Source organism: Kitasatospora sp. NPDC051164 (assembly GCF_044455625.1).
Taxonomy (GTDB): Bacteria; Actinomycetota; Actinomycetes; order Streptomycetales; family Streptomycetaceae; genus Kitasatospora.
This window is the reverse complement of record NZ_JBITFB010000047.1, coordinates 39,770-60,375: the sequence shown is the minus strand read 5'-3', so window position 1 is coordinate 60,375 and position 20,606 is coordinate 39,770. Positions and strand designations below refer to the sequence as shown.

Annotated in this window: 21 protein-coding genes and 1 pseudogene; 10 read left to right on the top strand and 12 right to left on the bottom strand. The window is 74.9% G+C overall.

Translation table 11 applies throughout. The annotated features are described in order from the left end of the window. Positions 1 to 90: 90 nt before the first annotated feature. Entirely contained in the window at positions 91 to 528 is a 438-nt protein-coding gene (locus ACIBEC_RS42665) for a glutaredoxin domain-containing protein (protein WP_360509421.1), read from the top strand. A 37-nt stretch (positions 529 to 565) separates the two neighbouring features. On the opposite strand, the gene ACIBEC_RS42660 is transcribed toward ACIBEC_RS42665, so the two are convergent. Then, positions 566 to 1,105: a cysteine hydrolase gene (locus tag ACIBEC_RS42660; RefSeq protein WP_360509419.1), complete on the bottom strand. Its 540-nt coding sequence runs from the start codon at positions 1,103 to 1,105 to the stop codon at positions 566 to 568. Beyond that, positions 1,102 to 1,626: a MarR family transcriptional regulator gene (locus ACIBEC_RS42655; RefSeq protein WP_360509417.1), complete on the bottom strand. Its 525-nt coding sequence runs from the start codon at positions 1,624 to 1,626 to the stop codon at positions 1,102 to 1,104. Before ACIBEC_RS42655 ends, ACIBEC_RS42660 begins: the two co-directional genes overlap by 4 nt. Before the next feature lie 161 nt (positions 1,627 to 1,787). Between ACIBEC_RS42655 and ACIBEC_RS42650 the strand changes: the two genes are divergently transcribed. Beyond that, on the top strand, positions 1,788 to 2,576 hold the full coding sequence (locus ACIBEC_RS42650) for a hypothetical protein (RefSeq protein ID WP_360509415.1): 789 nt from the start codon (positions 1,788 to 1,790) through the stop codon (positions 2,574 to 2,576). A 68-nt stretch (positions 2,577 to 2,644) separates the two neighbouring features. Here ACIBEC_RS42650 and ACIBEC_RS42645 read toward each other — a convergent pair whose 3' ends face one another. Next, on the bottom strand, positions 2,645 to 3,385 hold the full coding sequence (locus ACIBEC_RS42645) for a helix-turn-helix domain-containing protein (RefSeq protein ID WP_396290370.1): 741 nt from the start codon (positions 3,383 to 3,385) through the stop codon (positions 2,645 to 2,647). Between the two features lie 601 nt (positions 3,386 to 3,986). Here ACIBEC_RS42645 and ACIBEC_RS42640 point away from each other — a divergent pair. After that, positions 3,987 to 5,216 carry a serine hydrolase domain-containing protein gene (locus ACIBEC_RS42640; RefSeq protein ID WP_360509413.1) on the top strand — a complete coding sequence of 410 codons (1,230 nt, stop codon included), beginning with the start codon at positions 3,987 to 3,989 and terminating at the stop codon, positions 5,214 to 5,216. A 417-nt stretch (positions 5,217 to 5,633) separates the two neighbouring features. On the opposite strand, the pseudogene ACIBEC_RS42635 reads toward ACIBEC_RS42640, so the two are convergent. The 4 genes and pseudogenes from ACIBEC_RS42635 to ACIBEC_RS42620 all read right to left on the bottom strand — a co-directional run. Continuing rightward, positions 5,634 to 6,182 (bottom strand): annotated as a pseudogene (locus tag ACIBEC_RS42635) (acyltransferase family protein); the annotation flags it as partial. 9 nt (positions 6,183 to 6,191) lie between these two features. After that, positions 6,192 to 6,476, bottom strand: a complete 285-nt coding sequence (locus ACIBEC_RS42630) for a hypothetical protein (protein ID WP_360509412.1) — start codon at positions 6,474 to 6,476, stop codon at positions 6,192 to 6,194. Positions 6,477 to 6,621: 145 nt separating this feature from the next. Next, the gene (locus ACIBEC_RS42625; protein WP_360509410.1) at positions 6,622 to 7,356 is read right to left on the bottom strand and encodes an HAD family hydrolase; all 735 of its coding nucleotides are present in this window, start codon (positions 7,354 to 7,356) and stop codon (positions 6,622 to 6,624) included. Positions 7,357 to 7,486: 130 nt separating this feature from the next. After that, the gene (locus tag ACIBEC_RS42620; RefSeq protein WP_360509408.1) at positions 7,487 to 7,897 is read right to left on the bottom strand and encodes an ester cyclase; all 411 of its coding nucleotides are present in this window, start codon (positions 7,895 to 7,897) and stop codon (positions 7,487 to 7,489) included. Positions 7,898 to 8,090: 193 nt separating this feature from the next. Here ACIBEC_RS42620 and ACIBEC_RS42615 point away from each other — a divergent pair, with 193 nt between their 5' ends. Next, a complete protein-coding gene (locus tag ACIBEC_RS42615) occupies positions 8,091 to 8,714 on the top strand; it encodes a helix-turn-helix domain-containing protein (protein ID WP_360509406.1) in 624 nt (207 codons plus the stop codon). A 231-nt stretch (positions 8,715 to 8,945) separates the two neighbouring features. Here the strand turns inward: ACIBEC_RS42615 and ACIBEC_RS42610 are convergent, their stop codons facing one another. Continuing rightward, positions 8,946 to 9,311, bottom strand: coding sequence for a transcriptional regulator (locus ACIBEC_RS42610; protein ID WP_360509404.1), 366 nt, complete (start codon positions 9,309 to 9,311; stop codon positions 8,946 to 8,948). A 133-nt stretch (positions 9,312 to 9,444) separates the two neighbouring features. Between ACIBEC_RS42610 and ACIBEC_RS42605 the strand changes: the two genes are divergently transcribed. Beyond that, entirely contained in the window at positions 9,445 to 10,623 is a 1,179-nt protein-coding gene (locus ACIBEC_RS42605) for an MFS transporter (RefSeq protein ID WP_360509402.1), read from the top strand. A 92-nt stretch (positions 10,624 to 10,715) separates the two neighbouring features. Here the strand turns inward: ACIBEC_RS42605 and pgm are convergent, their stop codons facing one another. Beyond that, positions 10,716 to 12,356: a phosphoglucomutase (alpha-D-glucose-1,6-bisphosphate-dependent) gene (gene pgm, locus ACIBEC_RS42600; protein WP_360509401.1), complete on the bottom strand. Its 1,641-nt coding sequence runs from the start codon at positions 12,354 to 12,356 to the stop codon at positions 10,716 to 10,718. A gap of 138 nt (positions 12,357 to 12,494) precedes the next feature. After that, entirely contained in the window at positions 12,495 to 12,794 is a 300-nt protein-coding gene (locus tag ACIBEC_RS42595; protein ID WP_360509399.1) for a YciI family protein, read from the bottom strand. Between the two features lie 304 nt (positions 12,795 to 13,098). On the opposite strand from ACIBEC_RS42595, the gene ACIBEC_RS42590 reads away from it, so the two are divergent. Together ACIBEC_RS42590 and ACIBEC_RS42585 are read left to right on the top strand one after the other, a co-directional pair. Beyond that, positions 13,099 to 13,446: a hypothetical protein gene (locus tag ACIBEC_RS42590; protein WP_360509397.1), complete on the top strand. Its 348-nt coding sequence runs from the start codon at positions 13,099 to 13,101 to the stop codon at positions 13,444 to 13,446. 63 nt (positions 13,447 to 13,509) lie between these two features. Next, the gene (locus ACIBEC_RS42585; RefSeq protein WP_360509395.1) at positions 13,510 to 15,012 is read left to right on the top strand and encodes an FAD-binding protein; all 1,503 of its coding nucleotides are present in this window, start codon (positions 13,510 to 13,512) and stop codon (positions 15,010 to 15,012) included. A 92-nt stretch (positions 15,013 to 15,104) separates the two neighbouring features. On the opposite strand, the gene ACIBEC_RS42580 is transcribed toward ACIBEC_RS42585, so the two are convergent. After that, positions 15,105 to 16,646 (bottom strand): multicopper oxidase domain-containing protein, encoded by a 1,542-nt coding sequence (locus ACIBEC_RS42580; protein WP_360509393.1) that lies wholly within the window; start codon positions 16,644 to 16,646, stop codon positions 15,105 to 15,107. A 452-nt stretch (positions 16,647 to 17,098) separates the two neighbouring features. Between ACIBEC_RS42580 and ACIBEC_RS42575 the strand changes: the two genes are divergently transcribed. From ACIBEC_RS42575 to ACIBEC_RS42565, 3 genes are read left to right on the top strand one after another with little or no spacing between them, the layout of a single operon-like run. Then, the gene (locus ACIBEC_RS42575) at positions 17,099 to 18,595 is read left to right on the top strand and encodes an aminotransferase class I/II-fold pyridoxal phosphate-dependent enzyme (RefSeq protein ID WP_360509391.1); all 1,497 of its coding nucleotides are present in this window, start codon (positions 17,099 to 17,101) and stop codon (positions 18,593 to 18,595) included. Beyond that, the gene (locus ACIBEC_RS42570) at positions 18,592 to 19,260 is read left to right on the top strand and encodes a hypothetical protein (RefSeq protein WP_360509389.1); all 669 of its coding nucleotides are present in this window, start codon (positions 18,592 to 18,594) and stop codon (positions 19,258 to 19,260) included. Before ACIBEC_RS42575 ends, ACIBEC_RS42570 begins: the two co-directional genes overlap by 4 nt. Further along, positions 19,257 to 19,934, top strand: a complete 678-nt coding sequence (locus ACIBEC_RS42565) for a DUF6875 domain-containing protein (protein WP_360509387.1) — start codon at positions 19,257 to 19,259, stop codon at positions 19,932 to 19,934. Before ACIBEC_RS42570 ends, ACIBEC_RS42565 begins: the two co-directional genes overlap by 4 nt. 172 nt (positions 19,935 to 20,106) lie before the next feature. Here the strand turns inward: ACIBEC_RS42565 and ACIBEC_RS42560 are convergent, their stop codons facing one another. Continuing rightward, on the bottom strand, positions 20,107 to 20,598 hold the full coding sequence (locus ACIBEC_RS42560; protein ID WP_360509385.1) for a cupin domain-containing protein: 492 nt from the start codon (positions 20,596 to 20,598) through the stop codon (positions 20,107 to 20,109). Positions 20,599 to 20,606 lie beyond the last annotated feature (8 nt).

Below are 20,606 nucleotides of genomic sequence, written 5' to 3'. Positions count from 1 at the left end.
CTCTACGACGACCCGCCGTCCCCTGCCCCGCTACGCGGGCGGTCCGTTTCCTCCCCCGGCTGAAGCCGGGGGTATCCACGGAGACATCCGATGACGCGCCCTTGGATCATGCCGGTACTGCTCCTGCTGTGCGGCTCGGTCGTCGCGGCCGGGCTGGCCTCCCGGGGCAGCCTCGGGCCGGCGGCGGCGTTCCTGCTGGTGTTCGTGCTGTGCGCGCTCGTGAACTCGCCGCTGGTCTTCCCGCGTTCGGTGAGCGTGGCGCAGGCGCAGCGGCGCAGCGCGGCCGACGGGCGGCCGGTGGTCCTGTGGCGGCCGGGCTGCAGGTACTGCCTGCGGTTGCGGTTGCGGCTGGGCCGCGATGCGCGCCGGTTGCACTGGGTGGACATCTGGCGCGATCCCGAGGGGGCGGCGGCCGCGCGGGCGGTGAACGAGGGCAACGAGACGGTGCCGACGGTCTTCGTGGCGGGGCGGGCGCACACCAATCCCCCGGTGGAGTGGGTGCGCGCGCAGCTGTCCGCGCGCGGGTGAGCGGAGCCGGCGGGGGGTCCGCGCCGTCGGTGCCTCGTCAGGCCTGCGTGGCGAGGAGGGTGTCGGTGGCGGTGACGGTGGCGCCCAGGTCGCGGAAGGTGTGGAGGGCGGCGGTGTGGGCGGGGGCGGACAGGGCGGTGACGGCGTCCTCGGCGACGGTGGTGGGGTAGCCGAGGGTGACGGCGGTGCGGACGGTCTCGCCGACGCCGTACTCGGTGGTGATGCCCGCGACGACGAGGGCGGTGGCGCCGAGGCGGCGCAGGCGGTCGGCGAGGTCGGTGCCCTCGAAGGCGTCGATGCCGTACTTGGTGACGACCTCGTTGCCGGGGCGGGCGTCCACCTCGGGCGCGAAGCGGTTGGCGTGGGAGTCGGGGCCGCCGTCGCTGCCGTCGATGCGGGCGTAGCGGACCAGGACGACGGGCAGGCCGGCCGTTTCGAAGGCGGTTTTCAGGCGGGCGGCGGAGCGGACTACGGCGGTGCCGGTCAGTGGGGCGGATGGGCGGTTGACGATCCAGTGCTGGAGGTCGACCAGGACCAGGACGGTGCCGGGGGCGAGGGCGGCGGGGGTGTCGGTCATCGGGGTTCCTCGGGGTGGCGGGCGGCGCGGGCCGGGGTTGGGTCGGTGTCGCGCAGGGCGGCGGTGGAGCGTTCCAGGAGGTGGCGCAGCTGGGCCTGTTCGGTGGTGTCGAGGGCGTCGGCGAGGCGCTGTTCGACGGCGCGGGCCAGGGTGTCGGCCTTCCTGGTCAGGGTGCGGCCGGAGCGGGTGAGCGTGGCCACGAGGACCTTGCGGTGGACGCTGGAGGTCTCGCGGGTGATGAGGCCCTTGTGTTCCAGGTTGGCGAGGACCGTCGTCATGGTCTGCGGCGTGACCATGCACGCGCGGGCGAGCTGGGCGCCGGACAGGCCGGTGGTGGACTGCTGCAGGACGAGCAGGGCGACGTACTGGGGGACCGTCAGGTCGACGGTGCGCAGCACGCGGGTCTTCTCGCCGATGAGTGCCTGTTCGGCCCGTTTGATGGCGTGGCCCAGGCGGTCGTGGAGGTCGGGCGGGGCCTGGGCCGGGCCGTCGGTGCCGCTGCCGCTGCTGGTGTCGGTCATGGTGATCGCATCCCTGGCCGCCCCCCGGTCCTAGGCTGTTCGGGCTTTACGTTATATCAGTGGCCTGACACTGTGCCAGGTGGGGAGTCGGCGGGTACGTCCCGTGGGCCGGGGTGCGAATCCGGTGGCATCGGCGGCTCGTGGGCGGGGAGACTGCGGGGATGGAGACTCCTGTTCCGGACCTGCGCGTGCGCAGCGTCGTGCCCGACTACGCGGGCATGCATCCCCTGGTCGCCGAGCTGGTGCTGCCCGAGGGCGCGTCGATGTCCGTCATGAGCGCGCTGGAGACCTCCCGCGAGCTGATCCGGCACTCCTTCTACCGGTACGAGTTCGCCACCGTGGCCGTCACCCACTCCCTGTCGGCCCTGGAGCAGGTCCTGGCGGGGCGGCTGGCGGACGAGGACGCCCCGTTGCGGGAGCTGGTCCGGCGGGCCGGCGACGCGGGGCTCGTCCCGGCTTACCTGGTCGGGGAGTTGGAGCGCGCGGTGCGGCTGCGTGAGCGGATCGCGCGGGGTGCGGTGAGCAGCGGCGTCGTGAACCCGCTCAGGGCCGTCGACCTGCTGCGCGCCGTGTTCGACACCGTCGCCCTGCTGCTGGGCCCGCCGTCTCAGGGGCCGGCTGCTGGGGAGCCCGGTCCGGGCGAGCCGCAGGAGCGCCTGGCCCGTCTGTGGGAGGAGCACCGGCAGGCCCCGTTCCCGGAGAGCTTTCGCGGCGTGGACATCGACGGCGCGGACCTGATCCAACTGGACGCCGAGGTGGCCGGCCTCGTCGAGCGGGAGCTGGGCGGTGGACTCGACGCCGACGGCGTCGCCGTCCTGTGGGCGTGCATCGCCGGCCTCGGCCGGGCCGTGCCCGTGCTCGACGAGGAGTACTGCGCCGCCTACTTCACCCGGCTGCGCACCATGGCCGATCTCGTGGCGGCCCGCCACCTGCCCCCGGCGGCCGCCTGACGCCCGGCACCCGGCACCCGGCACCCGGCGCCTGACGCCTGAGTGGGCGTACACGCCCGGACGGGGTCTCAGGACGGCGAGGACGTGCCGCCGGGCGCGGCGGGCTTGGTGTGCAGGACCTCGCGGGCCTGTTCGGCGGCGCGCAGGATGCTCTCGCTGATGAAGTCGAGGAAGCGGGCGACGTTCTCCAGGCGGTGGGCGGCGGGGGTGCCGGCGCCGAGGACGGCGACGCCTTCGCGGGCGGTGGCGACGAGTTGGTCGTTGGCGCGGGCGCTGGCGATGGTCGCCTGGTAGAAGAGTTCGTCGTCGACGATGTAGCGGTCGCGGCGGCGTTCGTCGCGTTCGCGGCGCACCAGGCTCTGGCTCTCCAGGAAGGCGATGGCCTTGGAGATGGAGGCGGGGCTGACCTGGAGGCGGTGGGCGAGGTCGGAGGCGGTGAGGCTGCCCGCGTCGGTGACGAACAGGCAGGTCAGCACCCGGGCCGTCATCTTGGACAGGCCCGTGCCCATCATGACGGTGGTGAGCGTCTCCTCGTAGTCGGCCACGGCCTCGGCGTCGCGGCCGTGGGCGTGGGGGGCCGGCTGCGGCCCGCGGGCGGCGGCGGGTCCGCGCCGGTGGGCGCGGCGTTCGGTGGCGCGGTGGGCCAGGTCGGCGCGGTAGGCGGTGGGGCCTCCGTTGCGCATCACCTCGCGGGTGACGGTGGAGGTGGGGCGTTCCAGGCGCCGGGCGATCTCGGCGTAGGGGAGGCTGTCGGCCAGTCCCAGCGCGATCTGCTGGCGTTCCTGCTGGGTGAGTCGGCCTCCCGGCATCGCGGTCTCCTCGGTGGTGCCTCGTGGTGGTCCTTGATCCCCACGATAGCGTTCACCTCTCACCCATTGCAATGAACAAGTCTCATGTCGTTGCGTTACCGACAGAACCGTTGCAACATCTTCCCGCATTCTACCTGCAGATATGGCCGTCTGACGCAACGAATATGTTGGCGCGACCAGGAAAGCAACGTAGCGTTTCCAGTGTCAGAAAGACCGCCCGACCGGCCGGCCGAAGCACCGGCCGGCCGAGACACCGTCGACCGGGACACCGGAGAACACCGTGCAGAAGTTCGACACCCCCGCCGCGATCACTGCCGTCCTGGACATCCGCGCCACCACCCCGCACGGCGACACCACCGCCCGCAGCCTCTGAACCCCCGAACCCGACCGCCGACCCAGTCCCGCACCGCCGCCCGCCCGGGGAACCGGCGGCGCGCCCGCACCGGGACCGACCGCGTGGCGGTACGGGGCCGCATGGGCCAGGCGCGGGCTCCGTACGGGTGGATTCGCCAGGACGCGTCCCGCGCGGGGGCGTACCCGGCCGGTCGGGCTGGTGATGCTGGCGTGGGTCCGCTCCCCCGACCCGAAAAGGCGCCCCGACGTGCGACGCACCCACCACCGCAGGCTGTTCGCCGCCACCCTGGTCGTGGCATCCGTGCTGGCCCCGATCACGGCGGCCCCCGCCACCGCGACCGCCCGCCCCGCGGGAGTCCACCCCACGGGCAACCACCGGTACGACACCCGCCACGGCGGGGACGACTGCCCGCCCGACGGGCTCGACCCCGACCTGACCGCCCGCCTGGACACCGCCATCGAGTCCGTGCGCCGCCAGGCCGCCATCCCCGGCGTCGTCGTCGGCCTGTGGATGCCCGGCCGGGGGTGCTACGTGCGCGCCACCGGCGTCGCCGACACCGCCACCGGCGCGCCGATGCGCACCGACTCCTACGTCCGCATCGGCAGCGAGACCAAGACCTTCACCGTCACCGCGCTGCTCGAACTCGTCGACGAACACCGCGTCGGCCTGGACGACCCGATCTCCGCCTACGTCGACGGCGTGCCGAACGGCGACTGCATCACGCTGCGCCAGCTCGCCGAGATGCGCAGCGGCCTGTTCCCGTACACCTCCGACCCGGACTTCATCCACGACCTGCTGAGCGACCCGCAGCGCTCCTTCACCCCGCAGCAGGCGCTCGCCTACGGCTTCAGGCACGACAACACCTTCGACCCGGGCCAGGAGTTCCAGTACTCCAACACCAACCTCGTCCTGCTCGGCCTGGTGGTCGAGAAGGCCGGCGGGCGCCCGCTCGCCGAGTTCCTGCGCGAGCGGGTGCTGCGACCCTCCCGGCTGCACCGCACCCTGCTGCCGCAGGGCCCCGAGTTCCCGCAGCCGCACCCGCGCGGCTACACCGACCAGACGCTCAGCGGCGCCACCGCCGACGCCACCGACTGGAACCCCAGCTGGGCCTGGGCGGCCGGGGCGATGATCTCCGACCTGCACGACCTGCGGCACTGGGCCGAGGTCCTCGCCACCGGGCGGCTGCTCAGCCCCGGGACCCAGGCGCAGCGCCTCACCACCCTGCCCACCGGCTTCCCCGGGACGAGCTACGGCCTGGGCATCTTCGACGCCAACGGGTGGATCGGGCACAACGGCTCCATCCCGGGGTACGAGACCGTCACCGTCTACCTGCCCGCGCAGCAGGCCACGCTGGTCGTCGAGATCAACACCGACTCCACGGTCCAGGGCCAGGAGCCGTCCACGCTCCTGGCCCGGGCGATCACCGGGATCGTCACGCCGGACAACGTCTACGACGGGGCGGTGGTCACGCGGTAGGCGCACCGGCCCGGCGGCCCGGCGCCGCCCCGGCCCGCACGGGCGCCGCGGCCGGGGCCCGACGTGCGCTCCGCCGGGGCCGTCCGGGCCGGTTCGGGCGCCGCTCAGCCCGCCCATTCCCTCCCCCGCGCCGCCGTGCCCGCCCGTGCCAGGTGCCGCACCGCGGGCCGTTCCACCACCGTGTACGTCAGCGCCCCCGCCCCCAGCGTCACCGCGAACGCCGCCGGCGTGAGAGCGGCCGCGACCGGGGCGGGGTAGGTGCGCTCGTCCAGGAGCAGCGGGCGGCCGTGGAAGAGGACGACGCCCTGGCAGAGGTAGAAGCCGAAGGAGACGCCCCCGAGCCACTGCCCGAACGGGCGGGCGGGCGGGGGCGGGGTGGTGGAGGTCGCGGTGGGCGGCGGCGCAGACGAGCAGGGCCAGCGGCACCAGCATGGGCCGGGTGAAGTCGTACGGCGAGGGGACAGCGAGGGTGAGCGCGTAGGCGGGCGCGATGAGGAGGGCGGCGGGGGTGAGGCCGGGGCGCGGGGCGAGGCCGGCGGCGACGGCCCGGGCGAGGAGCATGCCGAGGACGAACTCCGGCAGGCGGGCCGGCGGGAAGAGGTAGCCGAACCACAACTGGTCGAGGGATACCGGTAGTTGGGGGATCCGGGGCCGGTCGGGCAGCAGGGCGTCGTCGGCGGCGGCCACGGCCGCGGCGGCCGTCAGGGCCAGGGCGATGGCCGGCCGCAGGCCCCGGTCGGGCAGGCGGCGCAGCGTGCGGTGCAGGAGCGGGAAGAGCAGGTAGAACAGCAGCTCGCAGCAGAGCGACCAACTGGGCATGTTCATACCCGAGTTGATGTTGGGGTCGGGTGATTCGGCGTGCACGAGCAGGAGGTTGGGCAGCCAGGTGCGCATCGGTGCGGTCTGGGCGAACAGCAGGAGCGCGGCCGCCCACATCACCAGGTGGGTGGGGTAGATCCGGGCCAGGCGCCGGCGTCAGAAGGCGCCCGGCTTCTCCCCCTCCCGGGCCGACCGGGTCAGGACGAAGCCGCTGAGGACGAAGAAGAAGGACACTCCGGCGTACCCGGCCTTGGAGGTGGCGTGGGCGAGCGTGCCGGCGAGGGGCCGGTCGGCGAAGAAGGTGAGGGGTGCCTGCGGGCGCAGCGGGTCGGCGGTGAGGAAGGCGTGGAAGAGGAAGACGGCGAGGGCGGCGGCGAAGCGCAGGGCGGTGAGGGTGGGCAGGTGCCCCCCGGACCTGCCGGGATCGCTGTGTGCGCGCATGATCTGACTGTAGGTCACGGACGCGTGGGGCCTGCCCGGGGCGGCTCGCTCCCCCGGCCCCGGGGAAACCCCGGTGCGGGGCGGGTGCGGCCCCGGCGAACGGACGCCCGGCGGACGGCGGACGGCGGACGGCGGAACGGGACCGTCAGCCCTCGCTCGGGGCCGCGCCCAGGGCGGCGGGCAGGGCCTCGAGGGAGTGCAGGACGTGCACGCCGTCCGCCACCGGGGCACCGTCGGCGGACCGGTCGAGCCAGAAGGCGTGCAGGCCCGCGTCGCGGGCGCCGAGCGCGTCGAGGTCGTACTTGTCCCCCACGTAGGCGACCTCGTGCGGGGCCAGGCCCAGGCGCGCGCAGCCGGCCCGGAAGATGCCCGGGGCGGGCTTGGCCTCGCCGTGCTCGTCGGAGCAGACCAGCACGGCGTCGTCGAAGTGACCCAGCAGGCCGACGGCCCGCAGCTTGCCGCGCTGGTGGCCGGCCGAGGAGTTGGAGACGATCCCGAGCCGGTAGGCGGGCGCGAGCGCGGCCAGCACCGGCGCGGCGTCCGGGAACGCGGCCCAGGCCGCGTCGCGGTGCGCCGCGTACCCGGCGAACCAGGCGGCGGCCCGCTCGTCGGACAGGTGCTCGGCGTCGTCCTCGCCCAGGCGGGCGAGGAACTGCCGGGTGCGCTCGTACTGCTGGCCCGCGAAGGTCAGCTCGCCGGCCAGGAACCGCGCGTACTGCTCCTCCATGACGCCGCGCCACAGCGCCACCGCCGCCGCGGGCGCCGGGAAGCGGCCCAGCAGGCCCAGGTCCCGCAGGTGGGCGAGGATGCCGGTCTCCTCCGACCCCGAGTAGTCGAACAAGGTGTCGTCGACGTCGAAGAGCACGCCCCTGATCGGCACGATCCGTCCTTCCCGCTGTCCCCCGGCGCCCCGGATGCGCCCGGAGCCGTACGGGAGCCGTACGGAGCCGTACCCTACGCGAGGCCCGGGCGCCGGGCCCCGGGCGGCAGCCGGGGCACCCGGCCCCGGGTCACTCGCCCTTGAGCTGCTGCACCAGGCCGAGCCGGTCGATGACGGCGTGCCGCTCGCTGATGCGGTCGCCGACGAAGCGGAACAGGGCGAAGGCCTCCGTGCTGACGCGCTTGCCGGTGGCCGGCAGGCCCATCAGCGGGCCGGTGTGGGTGGCCGTCATCCGCCAGCGCACGACGACGTCCTCGCCCTCGCCGAGCAGGTCGAGGATCTCGAACGACGGGTCGCTGTGGGTGGCGTGCACCTCGCGGATGGCGTCCTTGAAGCCCTGCGGGCCGCGGACGTTCTGGTGCAGGCCCTCGCTGGTGACGAAGTCGGCGGTGAACAGCTCGTCGGCGACGTCCACATCCCCGGCCTCAAGTGCCTTGTAGAGGCGGCGGACGGCGTTCTTGCGGTACTCGACGGTGGTCATGGGGGTCCCCTCCCGAGGCGGATGCCAGGCGAACTGCCGAAACGGACTGCCGAAACGGACTGCCGAAACGGATTGCCACATGCGGTGGCAAGCGGATCGCCGAGCGACTTACTGAGCGATCCATCAGTAAGTTAACCTCTTACTGAGCGATTACTCAAGTAGTCGGGACGGCATGGAGAGACGGAGGCCGGGCATGGCCCAGGCGCGAAGCGGTCGGCCCTCGACCGGGGTACGGGAGGCGGTACTCAAGGCGACCGAGGAGGTGCTCGGGGAGGCCGGACTGGCGCTGTCCACCAAGGAGATCGCGCGCCGGGCGGGCGTCGCGGAGTCGAGCATCTTCTACCACTTCGGCGACCGACTGGGCCTGCTCCAGGCCGTCATCGGGCTGCACCTGCCGGCCTTCGCCGACGCGACGGCCATCCTCGGCACACCGGAGGCCGAACCCGAGGCCGACGCTCCCGAAGCCGACCTGGAGGCCGACCTCGCCGCGCTGCTCACCCGCCTCGAACAGTTCTACCGCCGGATCATGCCGATCCTCGGCGCCGTCCAGTCCGACGCCGGGCTGCGCGGGCTGCTCGCCGAGCGCGACGGCGAACTCGGCCCGCACCTCGCCCTCGGGGCGGTCGCCGGCGCCGTCCGTGCCCGCCAGGGCGCCGGCCGGCTCCCCGCCGCGCTCGACCCGTCGGCCGCGGCCCTCCTGCTCGTCGGCGCCGCCCACCAGCGCGCCCTGCACACCCATCTGCTGGGCGAGGCCGCAGCCCGCTTCCTCCCCCCGGTGGCGACCCTCGCCCGCACCCTCGCCCCGGCCTTCCGGTAACCCGCCCTCCGGCAACGCGCCTTCGGACGACAGCCACGCCCGGCACGGCCCGCAGGACGGCGATGGCGACGCCGGGCGCGCGCCGGCCGCGCGCCCGGCCTCGTCGCGGAACCAGGCGCCATGAGCCGGGCCACGGCCCCGGCAGCGGAGTTGCCGCGCACTGGAGTTGCGCGTGCGCCCGGGCGCTCCCCCGGCGCCTCCCCCGGCGCCCCAGGGTGCGATTCCGGCTGCTCAGGCGGGAGTCGCGGCCGCCGCGAGGAGGGCGTCGAGCAGGCCGGGGAAGCGGGTGTCGAGGTCGGCGCGGCGCAGGCGCACGAAGCGGTTGCGGCCGGCGACGCGGGTGGTGGTGACGCCGGCTTCGCGCAGGACGCGCATGTGGTGGGAGACGGTCGACTTGTGCAGGTGCTCCAGGCCGAGGCCGCGGGGGTCGCAGGAGTGCTCGGCATCGTCGGCGTAGCTGAGCAGCAGGGTGAGGCGGACCGGGTCGCCGAGGGCGTGCAGGACGGTGACGAGGTCGATGTCGGCGGCGGCGGGCTGGGGAAGCCGCTCGTCCCCGCCCATGACACTCGCCGCGCTCGTGACACTCGTGACGCTCATGGCGCTCAGCCTCCGGGCCGCTGGGAATGACGGGGAATGAATGGTTTGACAATCATCCACCCATCCCCGAGTGTTTGACGAGCTTCAAACTGTTGCACGTCCATCCAACAATCTGTCATCGGGGGGGCCACCCGTGCCCGTACGTCTGCTCCTGCTCGCCCTCGGCACCTTCGCCATGGGCACCGACTCGATGGTCGTCGCCGGCATCCTCGGCCCGATCTCCGCCGACCTGGGGGTGTCGGTGCCGGCCGCCGGCCAGCTGGTCACCGTCTTCGCGCTCGGCTACGCGCTGCTGGCCCCGGTCCTGGCCGCGCTCACCGCCCGCTGGCCGCGCCGGCGCCTGCTGCTGAGCGCGCTCGCGGTGTTCAGCGCGGCCAACGCGCTCAGCGCGCTCGCCCCCACCTACGGCCTGCTGCTGGCCACCCGGGTGCTGGCGGCCGCCGGCGCCGCCCTCTACACGCCGACCGCCAACGCGGTGGCCACCACCCTGGTCGCCCCCGAACGGCGCGGACGGGCGCTGGCGACCGTGCTCGGCGGGATGACGGTGGCCACCGCCCTGGGCGTGCCGCTGGGCACCTGGGTGGGGCGCGCCGACTGGCGGCTGACGATGTGGCTGGTCACCGCCCTGGGCGTGGCCGCGCTGGCCGGCCTGGCGGTGCTGCTGCGCGACCTGCCCGCCCCCGCCGCCGCCCCCACCCTCGCCGCCCGCCTGGCGCCGCTGGCCCAGCGCCGGGTGCTGGGCGCGGCCGCCACCACGCTGGTGTTCTTCCTCGCCTTCCAGAGCGTCTACATCTACCTGGCCACCGCCGTCTCGGGTGCCACCGGCGGCGACGCCAACCGGCTGAGCCTCGTCCTGCTGACCTGCGGCGTGATGTCGGTGGCCGGCAGCTGGCTGGGCGGGCGCCTGGTGGACCGGGCGGGGGTGCGGCGGGTACTGCTGGCCGGCTCGGCCGTGGCGGCGGGCGCGTTCGCCGCACTGCCGTGGCTGGGGCGCAGCATGCCGGGGGCGCTGGTGTACGCGATGGTGGTGCCGCTGGCGGGGTGGGCGGTGTCGGTGGCGCTGCCGCACCGGTTGGCGTCGATCGATCCGGCGAGCGCGCCGCTGCTGATCTCGCTGAACAGCAGTGCGCTGTACCTGGGGACGGCGGCCGGGGGTGCGGTGGGGTCGGCGGCGGTCGCGGTGCTGGGCGGGCGGTGGTTCCCGCTGGCGGCGGCGGTGCTGGCGGTGGCGGCGTGCGCGGTGGCGGCGGCGACCACGCGTGACGAGCGCCGGGCCGGGCCCGTGGTGGCGGCGGTGCCGGTACGGCCCTGAGCGGCCGGGTGCGGTGCCGGGCGGCCGGGTGCGGTGTCGGCGGTCGTGCGGTGCCCCGGGCCGGTGTCGGCCGGCCCGGGGCTGGGGCGGGTTCAGTTCCCGAGGACCTCGCCGACCAGGGCGCGGGCCTCGTCCTGGACCCGGGCGAGGTGGTCGGGGCCGTGGAAGGACTCGGCGTAGATCTTGTAGACGTCCTCGGTGCCGGAGGGGCGGGCGGCGAACCAGGCGTTGTCGGTGCAGACCTTGATGCCGCCGATGGCGGCGCCGTTGCCGGGGGCGTTGGCGAGGACGGCGGTGATCTTCTCCCCGGCGAGTTCGCCGGCGCCGACCCGTTCGGGGGACAGGCGGGCCAGGCGGGCCTTCTGCTCGCGGTCGGCGGGGGCGTCGACGCGGGCGTAGGCGGGGGCGCCGTGGCGCTTGGTCAGTTCGCCGTAGCGGGCGCTGGGGGTGGTGCCGGTGACGGCGGTGATCTCGGAGGCGAGCAGGGCCAGCAGGATGCCGTCCTTGTCGGTGGTCCACACCCCGCCGTCGCGGCGCAGGAAGGAGGCGCCGGCGCTCTCCTCGCCGCCGAAGCCGATCGAGCCCTCCAGCAGGCCGTCGACGAACCACTTGAAGCCGACCGGGACTTCGACCAGGGTGCGGCCGAGGTCGGCGGCGACGCGGTCGAGCATCGAGGAGGAGACCAGGGTCTTGCCGATGCCGGCGTCGGCGGGCCAGTCGGCGCGGTGGCGGTAGAGGTAGTCGACGGCCACCGCGAGGTAGTGGTTGGGGTTCATCAGGCCGCCGTCGGGGGTGACGATGCCGTGCCGGTCGGCGTCGGCGTCGTTGCCGGTGGCGATGGCGTACTGGTCGCGGCGGGTGATGAGGGAGGCCATCGCGGACGGCGAGGAGCAGTCCATGCGGATCTTGCCGTCCCAGTCCAGGGTCATGAACCGCCAGGTCGGGTCGGTGAGCGGGTTGACGACGGTCAGGTCCAGGCGGTGGGTCTCGGCGATGCGCGCCCAGTAGGCCACCGACGCCCCGCCCAGCGGGTCCGCGCCGATGCGCAGGCCCGCCGCCCGCACCGCGTCCAGGTCCAGGACGGAGGGCAGGTCCTGGACGTAGGCGCCCAGGTAGTCGTGGCGGGCGGTGGTGGCCGCGTTCAGGGCCCGCGCGTAGGGGACCTTCCTCACCCCGCGCAGGCCCTCGCGGATCAGCTCGTTGGCGCGGTCCTGGATGCGCCCGGTGGCCTCGGATCCGGCCGGGCCCCCGCTGGGCGGGTTGTACTTGAAGCCGCCGTCGCGCGGCGGGTTGTGCGAGGGGGTGACCACGATGCCGTCGGCCAGCGCGCGGGGGCTGCGCCGGTTGTGGGCGAGGATCGCGTGGGAGACCGCCGGGGTGGGGGTGTAGCCGTCGGCGGCGTCGATCAGCACGTGCACGCCGTTGGCGGCCAGCACCTCCAGGGCGGTGACCTTGGCCGGCTCCGAGAGGGCGTGGGTGTCCGCGCCCAGGAACAGCGGCCCGCCGACGCCCTGTTCGGCGCGGTACTCGCAGATCGCCTGCGTGGTCGCGGCGATGTGGTCCTCGTTGAACGCCGCGTCCAGCGACGAGCCCCGGTGCCCCGAGGTCCCGAACGCCACCCGCTGCCCGGGCTCCTGCGGATCCGGGCGCAGCGCGTAGTACGCCGTCACCAGCCGCGCCACGTCCACCAGGTCACCGGGCTGCGCCGGCTGCCCGGCCCGTGCGTGTGCCATCCGTCTACTCCCGCCGATTTGCGACTTGTGTGCCGTACCCGTCCTTGCCCGTGCTCACCGATCGTAGCCAGAACGCGACGGTGCCCCGAACCGCGGCAGGCGGTCCGGGGCACGGCGGCACAACTCTTTCCCGCGGGCTCAGCCGGGCAGCTGCTGGCGGTAGGCGTCCAGGACGGGCGCGGTGGTGGTGGCGAGGAACTCCGTCACCGTGTACGCGGTCAGCCCGGCGACCACGAACGGGTCGGTGGCCACCAGCGCCTCGATCGCGGCCCGGTCCTCCCCCACCGCCAGGATGATCCCGCCGTCGCGCGGCACCTTGCGCCCCGAGGCGAGGAAGGTGCCCGCCGCGTAGTGCGCCTCCAGCCACGCGACGTGCTGCGCCAGCGCGGCGTCGATCTGCTCCAGCGGTGCGGTGTAGCTCAGCTCGAGAATGAACATGCGCCCAGGCTAGTCCGGCCGCCGCCAGGGCTTCCCGCCGGCGGCCCCTTCCCCGGGCCCCGGGAGGGTGCCGACCCCAATCCTGCCAGGTCAGGCAAGGTTTCGGTAGGACGCAGCGCACCCCGTTTTCGTCTTGCCGCGCGGTGGGCGCGGCCCGCAGACTCGTGCGACATCCCCTCCCCCTCTCCACGGCCTGACGTGCCGTCGCCCCGCTGCGGGCGGCCGGTGCGTGGCGCCGTCGTGCCCGCGGGCCGCGTGAGGAGGGGGGCGGGGAGCGAGCGAAGCGACGAAGGGGGACACACCCATGAGCGGGACGAACGTGCACGGGGACCTGGTGCTGAAGGCGCGCGTGCGGCTGCTGAGCCACAACGAGCGGGTGCTGCACGGCGAGGAGGGGCTGTGGGTGTACCGGACGCTGTTCGCGGTGAGCCCGCAGGTGTACGCCTTCAAGCTGGCCCTGGTGCTGCGGGAGGCGGCCGAGGGCCCGCGGGTGGCGCACCTGCCCGAGGCGCGGGAGGCGCTGCTGGCGCAGGCCCGGGCGGCGGCGGCGAGCATCCCGGCCGGCGCGCCGGCGTACCAGGTGCGGATGTGGGAGCACACGGTGACGGACCTTCGGCTGACGGAGCAGCAGGCGGGGCGTGCGGGGCGGTAGGTGGCCGCGGGATGGTTGCGGTACGACAATCCCTTTGTGACGACTGATCGGAGAGATTCTTATATGAGCAGGTCAGGGCTGTCGCGGCGTGCGCTTCTCGCCGGTGCCGCCGCGGGTGCGGGCGGCGCCGTCGTCGGCTGGGACACCTCGGCGCGGGCGTGGGCCGCCGAGCCGGGTGCCGGTGTCGCGCGACTTCCCGCCCTGGACGGGGTGGTGACGCTGCAGGGGGCGGATCTGGAGCGGTTCTCCTCCGATTTCGGGCACCTGGTGTCCGCGGCGCCGCGGGCGGTGCTGCGGCCCGGCTCGGTGCGCGATGTGCAGCGGGTGGTGGCGTTCGCCGCCCGGCACCGGATCCCGGTGGCGGTCAACGGGCAGAGCGGGGACGTGGCGCAGGTCGGCGAGGCGGGGCTGGAGTCGCACTCCAGCTACGGGCAGGCCAACCCCCGCGGCGGGATCGCGATCGACGCGCGCGGCCTGTCGAAGGTCGTCTCGGTGCGGCCCGGGCGTGCGGTGGTGGAGGCCGGGGCGACCTGGGCGCAGGTGGTCGAGGCGGGGCTGGCGCAGGGCTGGGTGCCGCCGTGCCTGACGGACTATCTGCACCTTTCGGTGGGCGGGACGCTGAGCGTGGGCGGGATCGGCGGCGCGGTGCAGCGCTACGGCCTGCAGGCGGACCGGGTGCTGGAGGTGGAGGTGGTGACCGGCACCGGGGAGCTGGTGACGGCGTCGCCCGCGCGCGAGCGGGAACTGTTCGAGGCGGTGCTGGCCGGCGGCGGGCAGGCCGGGATCATCGTGCGGGCGACGCTGGCGCTGGTGCCGGTGCGCGAGCGCGCCCACGTGTTCCAGCTGTTCTACGACGACCTGGACACCTACCTGGCCGACCAGGAGAAGGTGCTGGCCCAGGGCCGGTTCGACCTGCAGGTCGGCGACGTGGAGCGCAGCGCGGACGGGTCGCGGTGGCGGTACAAGGCGGAGCTGGTGGCGTTCGCGGACGCGGGGCAGGCGGTGGACCGGGAGGCGCTGCCGGCGGGGCTGTCGCCGGCGGCGGGCGGGGTGTCGGTGGTGGAGCAGGGCTGGCGCGAGTACGCGTTCCGGGTGGACGCGTTCGCGGGGTACCTGCGGGCGGCGGGGCTGTGGGGGCTGGCGAAGCCGTGGCTGAGCGTGTTCCTGCCCGCGTCGACGGCGCGGGTGTTCATGGCGGAGGCGGCCGAGGTGCTGACGGCGGCGGATCTGGGGGCGGGGCTGCTGCTGTTCTACCCGTACGCGCGGGAGCGGGTGCGGGCGCCGCTGGCGGTGCTGCCGCAGGAGGCGGTGGGCTGGCACTTCGACCTGCTGGCGTTCCCGGGGCCGGGGGCGGACACGGCGGCGATGCTGGAGCGCAACCGGCGGCTGTACGACCGGGCGGTCGAGCTGGGCGGCAAGCGGTACCTGATCGGGGCGGTGCCGGGGATGACGGGGGCGGACTGGCGGCGTCACTACGGGGGGCTGTGGGAGCGGGTGGTGCGGGCCAAGCGCCGTTTCGACCCGGCGGGGATCCTGGCCCCCGGGCAGGGCATCCACGCGTCCTGACGGGCCGTCGATCCGGCCTGCCGTACGGCCCGGGGCCCGGGCGGTACGGCGGGCCGGTGTGCGTCAGCCGGGTGTGTGTCAGCCGGTGTGCGTCAGGCGATCTCCATCTGCGCCATCATCCCCATCGCCGAGTGGTCCAGCAGGTGGCAGTGGTACGGGTAGCGGCCGCGGTAGGAGTCGAAGGTGGCGTGCAGGCGCACGCTCTCGCCGGGCAGCAGGCGCACGGTGTCCTTGAGGCCGGCCTCTTCGGGGCCGGGTGCCGTGCCGTTGCGCTCGAGGACGCGGAACTGCACCAGGTGCAGGTGGAAGTTGTGCGGGACGTCGGTGTTGGCGTTGACGACGGTCCAGATCTCCGAGGTGCCGAAGGCCACCGCCGCGTCCACGCGCGCCGGGTCGTACACCTTGCCGTCGATCAGGCCGCGCGCGGCGCCCGGGGTCTCGTCGACCTTGAGCACGACGGTGCGTTCGCGGGCCGCCGCGCCGAGGGCGGGCAGGGTGCGCAGCCGGTCGGGGACGCTGCTGGGGTCGGGGGCGGAGCGCACGATGTCGAAGCGCATGACCTGGCCGACGTGTTCGGCGGGGCCCGGCGGCATGGAGTTGGTGAGGACCACGGAGGAGCCGATGGGGTAGCGGGAGAAGTCGATGACGACGTCGGCGCGTTCCCCGGGTGAGAGGTCGATCGTGTCGGTGGTGTGGGGGCGTTCCAGCAGGCCGCCGTCGGAGCCGATCTGGGTGATCGGGCCGCCGTCGGCCAGGCGCAGGGAGAAGAAGCGCAGGTTGGAGGAGTTGAGCAGGCGCAGCCGGTAGCGGCGGGCGGCGACCTCGGCCTTGGGCCAGGGGCGGCCGTTGGCGAGGATGGTGGTGCGGTTGAAGGGGTCGTCCATGCGGTAGACGAGGTGGCCGGAGGCGTCGAAGCGGGCGTCGCGCAGGGCGATGGGCAGGTCGTAGCGGCCGGCGGGCAGCGGCAGGGCGGTTTCGGTGGCGTCGGTGAGCAGGTAGGTGCCGGCCAGGCCCCGGTAGACGTGTTCGGATTCCGTGTGGTGGGCGTGGTCGTGGAACCACAAGCTCGCGTGGGGCTGGTCGTTGGGGTAGGTGTAGGTGCGGCTGGCGCCGGCGCCGAGCAGGTTCATCGGGCCGCCGTCGCTGGCGACGGGCACCTTGGAGCCGTGCAGGTGGACCGAGACGGCGTCGTCCAGCAGGTTGGTCTGGCGCACGACCACGGGCCGTCCGGAGCGGGCGCGGATGACAGGGCCGGGGAAGGCGCCGTTGTAGGTGAGGACCTCGGTGCGGTGCCCGGGCAGGATGCGGGCGAAGGAGCGGAGCATGGTGACGGTGTAGGTGTCGGCGCCGCCGTCGGTGGAGACGGGGCTGAGCACCGGGGGCAGCGGCAGCGTGGTGGTGAACTTCGGGGCCAGGGCGGGCCCGGTGTCCGGGCCCGGGTCGGGGGCGTCGGTGCCCGCGGGGTGGGTGTGGCCGGCCGCGGCCTGCGCGGCGGCGGTGTCCTGGCCGGCGGCGGCGTCCTGCGCGGACGCGGCGGGGGCGGCGGAGGCGGCCGGGCGTACCGCGGTGCGCACGAGCAGGACCCCTCCCCCGGTCGCCAGGGCGGCGCCGATCATCCTGCGTCTGGTCACCATCGCGCGTTCCTCCCGCATGCTGCTCCCCCGCGCGCCCGGCGGGTGCCGGGGCGGCCTGGTCCGGGGGTGATTGCAGCAGCGCCGCCTTGCGCGCGGCTGGGGTCCGGCTGGGGCGGGCGGGCGGTGCGGGAGTGCGCGGCAAGGCGGTGCGGGCGGGCGTGGCGCCGCGGTGGCCGGGGGTGGTTTCGGGGTGCGGCGGCGGTGAGCTGCGGGTGTTGCGGGCGGCTTGCGCGGCGCCACGACCGTGGCTCGGGACGCACTCGAGGAACGCTCGCGAGGCGGGGCAGCCCCGGGCCCGGTGGGCTCGCGGCACGCTCGGCTCGCACTCACGGAGCACTCGGCTCACGGAGCACTCGGCAAGCACTCCCGGAGCACTCGGCTCGCGGAGGACTCGGCTCGCGCAGCACTCGGCTCGCGGAGGACTCGAAGGACTCGAAGGGAAGGGCCCCAGCGTGGACCTGCGGTACTGGCTGCCGAGGGCGGCCGAGGTGGCCGAACGGTGGGGGGAGCGGTTCGGGCCTTTCGCCGCGCACCCCTCGCACCTGGTGGACGAGGCGGACTTCGCCGTCGCGTTCGAGCGCTTCGCCAAGCGCCTGGAGCACAACTACCCGTTCTTCCACCCGCGTTACGCCGGGCAGATGGTCAAGCCCCCGCACCCGGCGGCGCTGGTCGGCTACCTGACGGCGATGCGCTTCAACCCCAACAACCACGCCTACGAGGGCGGGCCGGCCACCAATGACATGGAACGCGAGTGCGTGGCCCAGCTCGCCGCGATGTTCGGCCTGCCCGCGCACGTGGGCCACCTGACCAGCAGTGGCACCATCGCCAATCTGGAGGCGCTGTACGTGGCGCGCCAGAGCCACCCCGGCCGGGGCGTCGCCTACAGCGCGCAGGCGCACTACACGCACAGCCGGATGTGCCACGTGCTGGGCGTCGACGGGTACGCGGTCGCCGCCGACGCCCAGGGGCGCATGGACGCGGGCGCGCTGGAGGAGCTGCTGCGCACCGGGCGGGTGGGCACGGTCGTCGTCACCTGCGGCACCACCGGGCTCGGCGCGGTCGACCCGGTGCACGAGGTGCTGGCGCTGGCGCGCCGGTACGGGGCGCGGGTGCACGTGGACGCCGCCTACGGCGGGTTCTTCGCGGTGCTGGCCGCCGACGACGCGCGGGCGGCGGAGCTTCGCATCGACCCGGCGCCGTGGCGGGCGATCGCCGGCTGCGACTCGGTGACCGTCGACCCGCACAAGCACGGCCTGCAGCCCTACGGCTGCGGCGCGGTGCTGTTCGCCGACCCCGCCATCGGCCGGCACTTCGCCCACGACTCCCCGTACACCTACTTCACCGACGCCGAACTGCACCTGGGCGAGATCAGCCTGGAGTGCTCGCGCGCGGGCGCCTCGGCCGCCGCCCTGTGGCTGACCCTGCAACTGCTGCCGCTCACCCCGGACGGACTGGGCGCCGGACTGGCCGCGGGCCGGCGTGCCGCCCTGGCCTGGGCCGACCTGATCGAGGCCAGTGGCGAACTGACGCTGCACCAGCGGCCGCAGCTGGACATCGTCACCTACTTCCCCACCCCGACCGCCCTGTCCACGCCGCCCGCGCCGCCCGCGCTGTCCGCGATCGACGCCGCGAGCGAGCGCGTCCTGCGCCGGGGCACGGCCGACGAGCACGACCCCGTGTACCTGAGCGTGCTGCGCGTGGACGCCGCCGACTTCACCCGCCGCCACCCGGACGTCACCGCCGACGCCGAGAGCGCCCGGGTGCTGCGCAGCGTGCTGATCAAGCCCGAGGCGGAGGCGTGGCTGCCGCGCCTGCACGCGCGCGTCGCCGCGCTGGCCGCCGAAGCCGTCGAACCGCCCGCCCCCTCGTACGCCGAACCGCCTGCCCGCCCGTCCGTCCCCACACCCGCCCCCTCGTCCGTCGCCTCGCCCGAGGAGAGTGTCCGTTGACCACCGCCACCGCCACCGCCCGGCGGCCCGCCGTCCGCGCCGCCGTACGCCGGGCCCGCCCCGACGAGGCGCCCGCCCTGGCCCGGCTGCTCGCCGACGCCTTCGCCGACGACGCGCTGATGCTCTGGGCCTTCCCCGACCCCGACCACCGCGCGCGGGTGCTGCCCGCCTTCTTCCGCGTCCACCTGGAGCAGTGCCTGGCCCACGACGGCGTCGTGGTCGCCCACGAGGACACCGCGTACGGGAGGCTGCTGGGGGCGCTGCTGTTCCTGCCCCCGGGCGTGTGGGAGGACCCGGGGCGCGCCGACGGCGCCGCCACCCGCGCCCTGACCGAGGCCATCGACGCCGGGCACCACGGCGAGTCCGCCCGGCGCCTGGCCGCCATCACCCACCTGCAGACGCGCCGCCACCCGCGCCACCGCCCCCACCACTACCTCGCGTTCGTCGGGGTGCGCCCCGACGCCCGCACCGCCGGCGCCGCCGAGGCGATGCTGAACGCCGTCCTGGCTCAGGTCGACGCCGACGGCCAGGCCGCCTACGCCGAGACCAGCTCCGTGGGCGGCGCCCACCTGTGCGCCACCCACGGCTTCACCCGCTTCGGCGAGGCCATCGCCCTGCCCGGCGGCGGGCCCCGCCTGGCCCCGATGTGGCGGGGGCCCCGGTGACCGCGCCCGCCACCGCCACCGCCGGCGCCCTGCGCCTGTTCAGCGCCGAGCGCATCGACGCGGGAGGGGCCGCGGCCCACCCCGAGGCCGTCGAGGTCCTCGCCTGGGCCCGCCGCTTCCTCACCACCGCCCACCCCGACCTCGGCCGCAGCGGCCCCGTCTGCCCCTACACCCAGCCCTCGCTGCGCCGCGGCCTGTTCCACATCGCCGTCCCCGACGGCAGCGACAGCGGCGACGGCGGCGGCGACCTGCCGGCGCTGGTGGGTGAACTGCGCGCCCGCTACGAGGAGTTGCTCGCCGAGCTGAGCGAGGAGTCGGACCGCGAGCTGCTGACCGTGCTGCTGGTGCTGCCCGGCCTGGACCGGACCGACTCCACCGCGCTGGACGAGGCGCAGCGCAAGGCCAAGGACGAGTTCGTCGAACAGGGCCTGATGATCGGGCAGTTCCACCCGGGGTGTGAGGAGCCGGGCCTGTGGAACCGGTCGTTCCGGCCGCTGCGCGCGCCGGTGCCGCTGCTCGCGGTGCGCAAGCTGCTGGTCTTCGACCTGCCGTTCCTGACCGGTGACGAGGCCCATCTGAACCACTACCTGGCCCGTTTCGCGCCCGAGGTCCCGGCCCGGATCCGTGACCAGTTGGTCACCAGCGTCCGCGCCCACCAGCGGGCCGCCGCCTGACCGCCCCCTCCCCCGGGGGGGGGGGGGGGGCGGGGGGGGGGGGGGGGGGCCCGGCGCCCGCGCCCCCGCCCCCCCCCCCCCCCCCGGGGGCGGGGCGGGGGGCGCCCCCCCCCCCCCCCCGCGCCCCTGTTTTCGGCCTGTCGCCGGGGGTGCCGGGCCCGTTCGGGCAGTGTCAGTCTTCCCGGTCGGGCATCGCCATGGTCGCGGGGACGTAGCGCATGCCGTACTGCGCGCCGATCCCGTTGACCTTGGCCAGGTCCATGCGGCCGTCGGGGGTGCGCAGGGCGGGGCCGGCGGCGAAGACGTCGGCGAGGTACTGGTCCCAGCCGCCGGGGGTGGAGACCTGCAGGCAGCGGGCGGGGGGCTGGGAGGCGTTGCGCATGGCGTGCGGGACGCCGTGCGGGAGCAGGGCGCACATGCCGGTCTCCAGGCGGTGGGTGCGGCCGTCGTAGTCGATCTCCATGGCGCCCTCGAGCACGTAGACGAACTCGTCCATCCGCTCGTGCACGTGGAGCGGGACGTCGATGTCCAGCTGGTTGACCAGGACGGCGGCCCGGCCCTCGGTGTCGGCGGTGGTGGCCTTGATGCCGAAGCCGGGCGGCAGCGGGACGCCGACCTGCCGGTTCTCGGTGGGCTGGAGGACGAAGAATCGTTCGCTGTTCATGGAGTTGG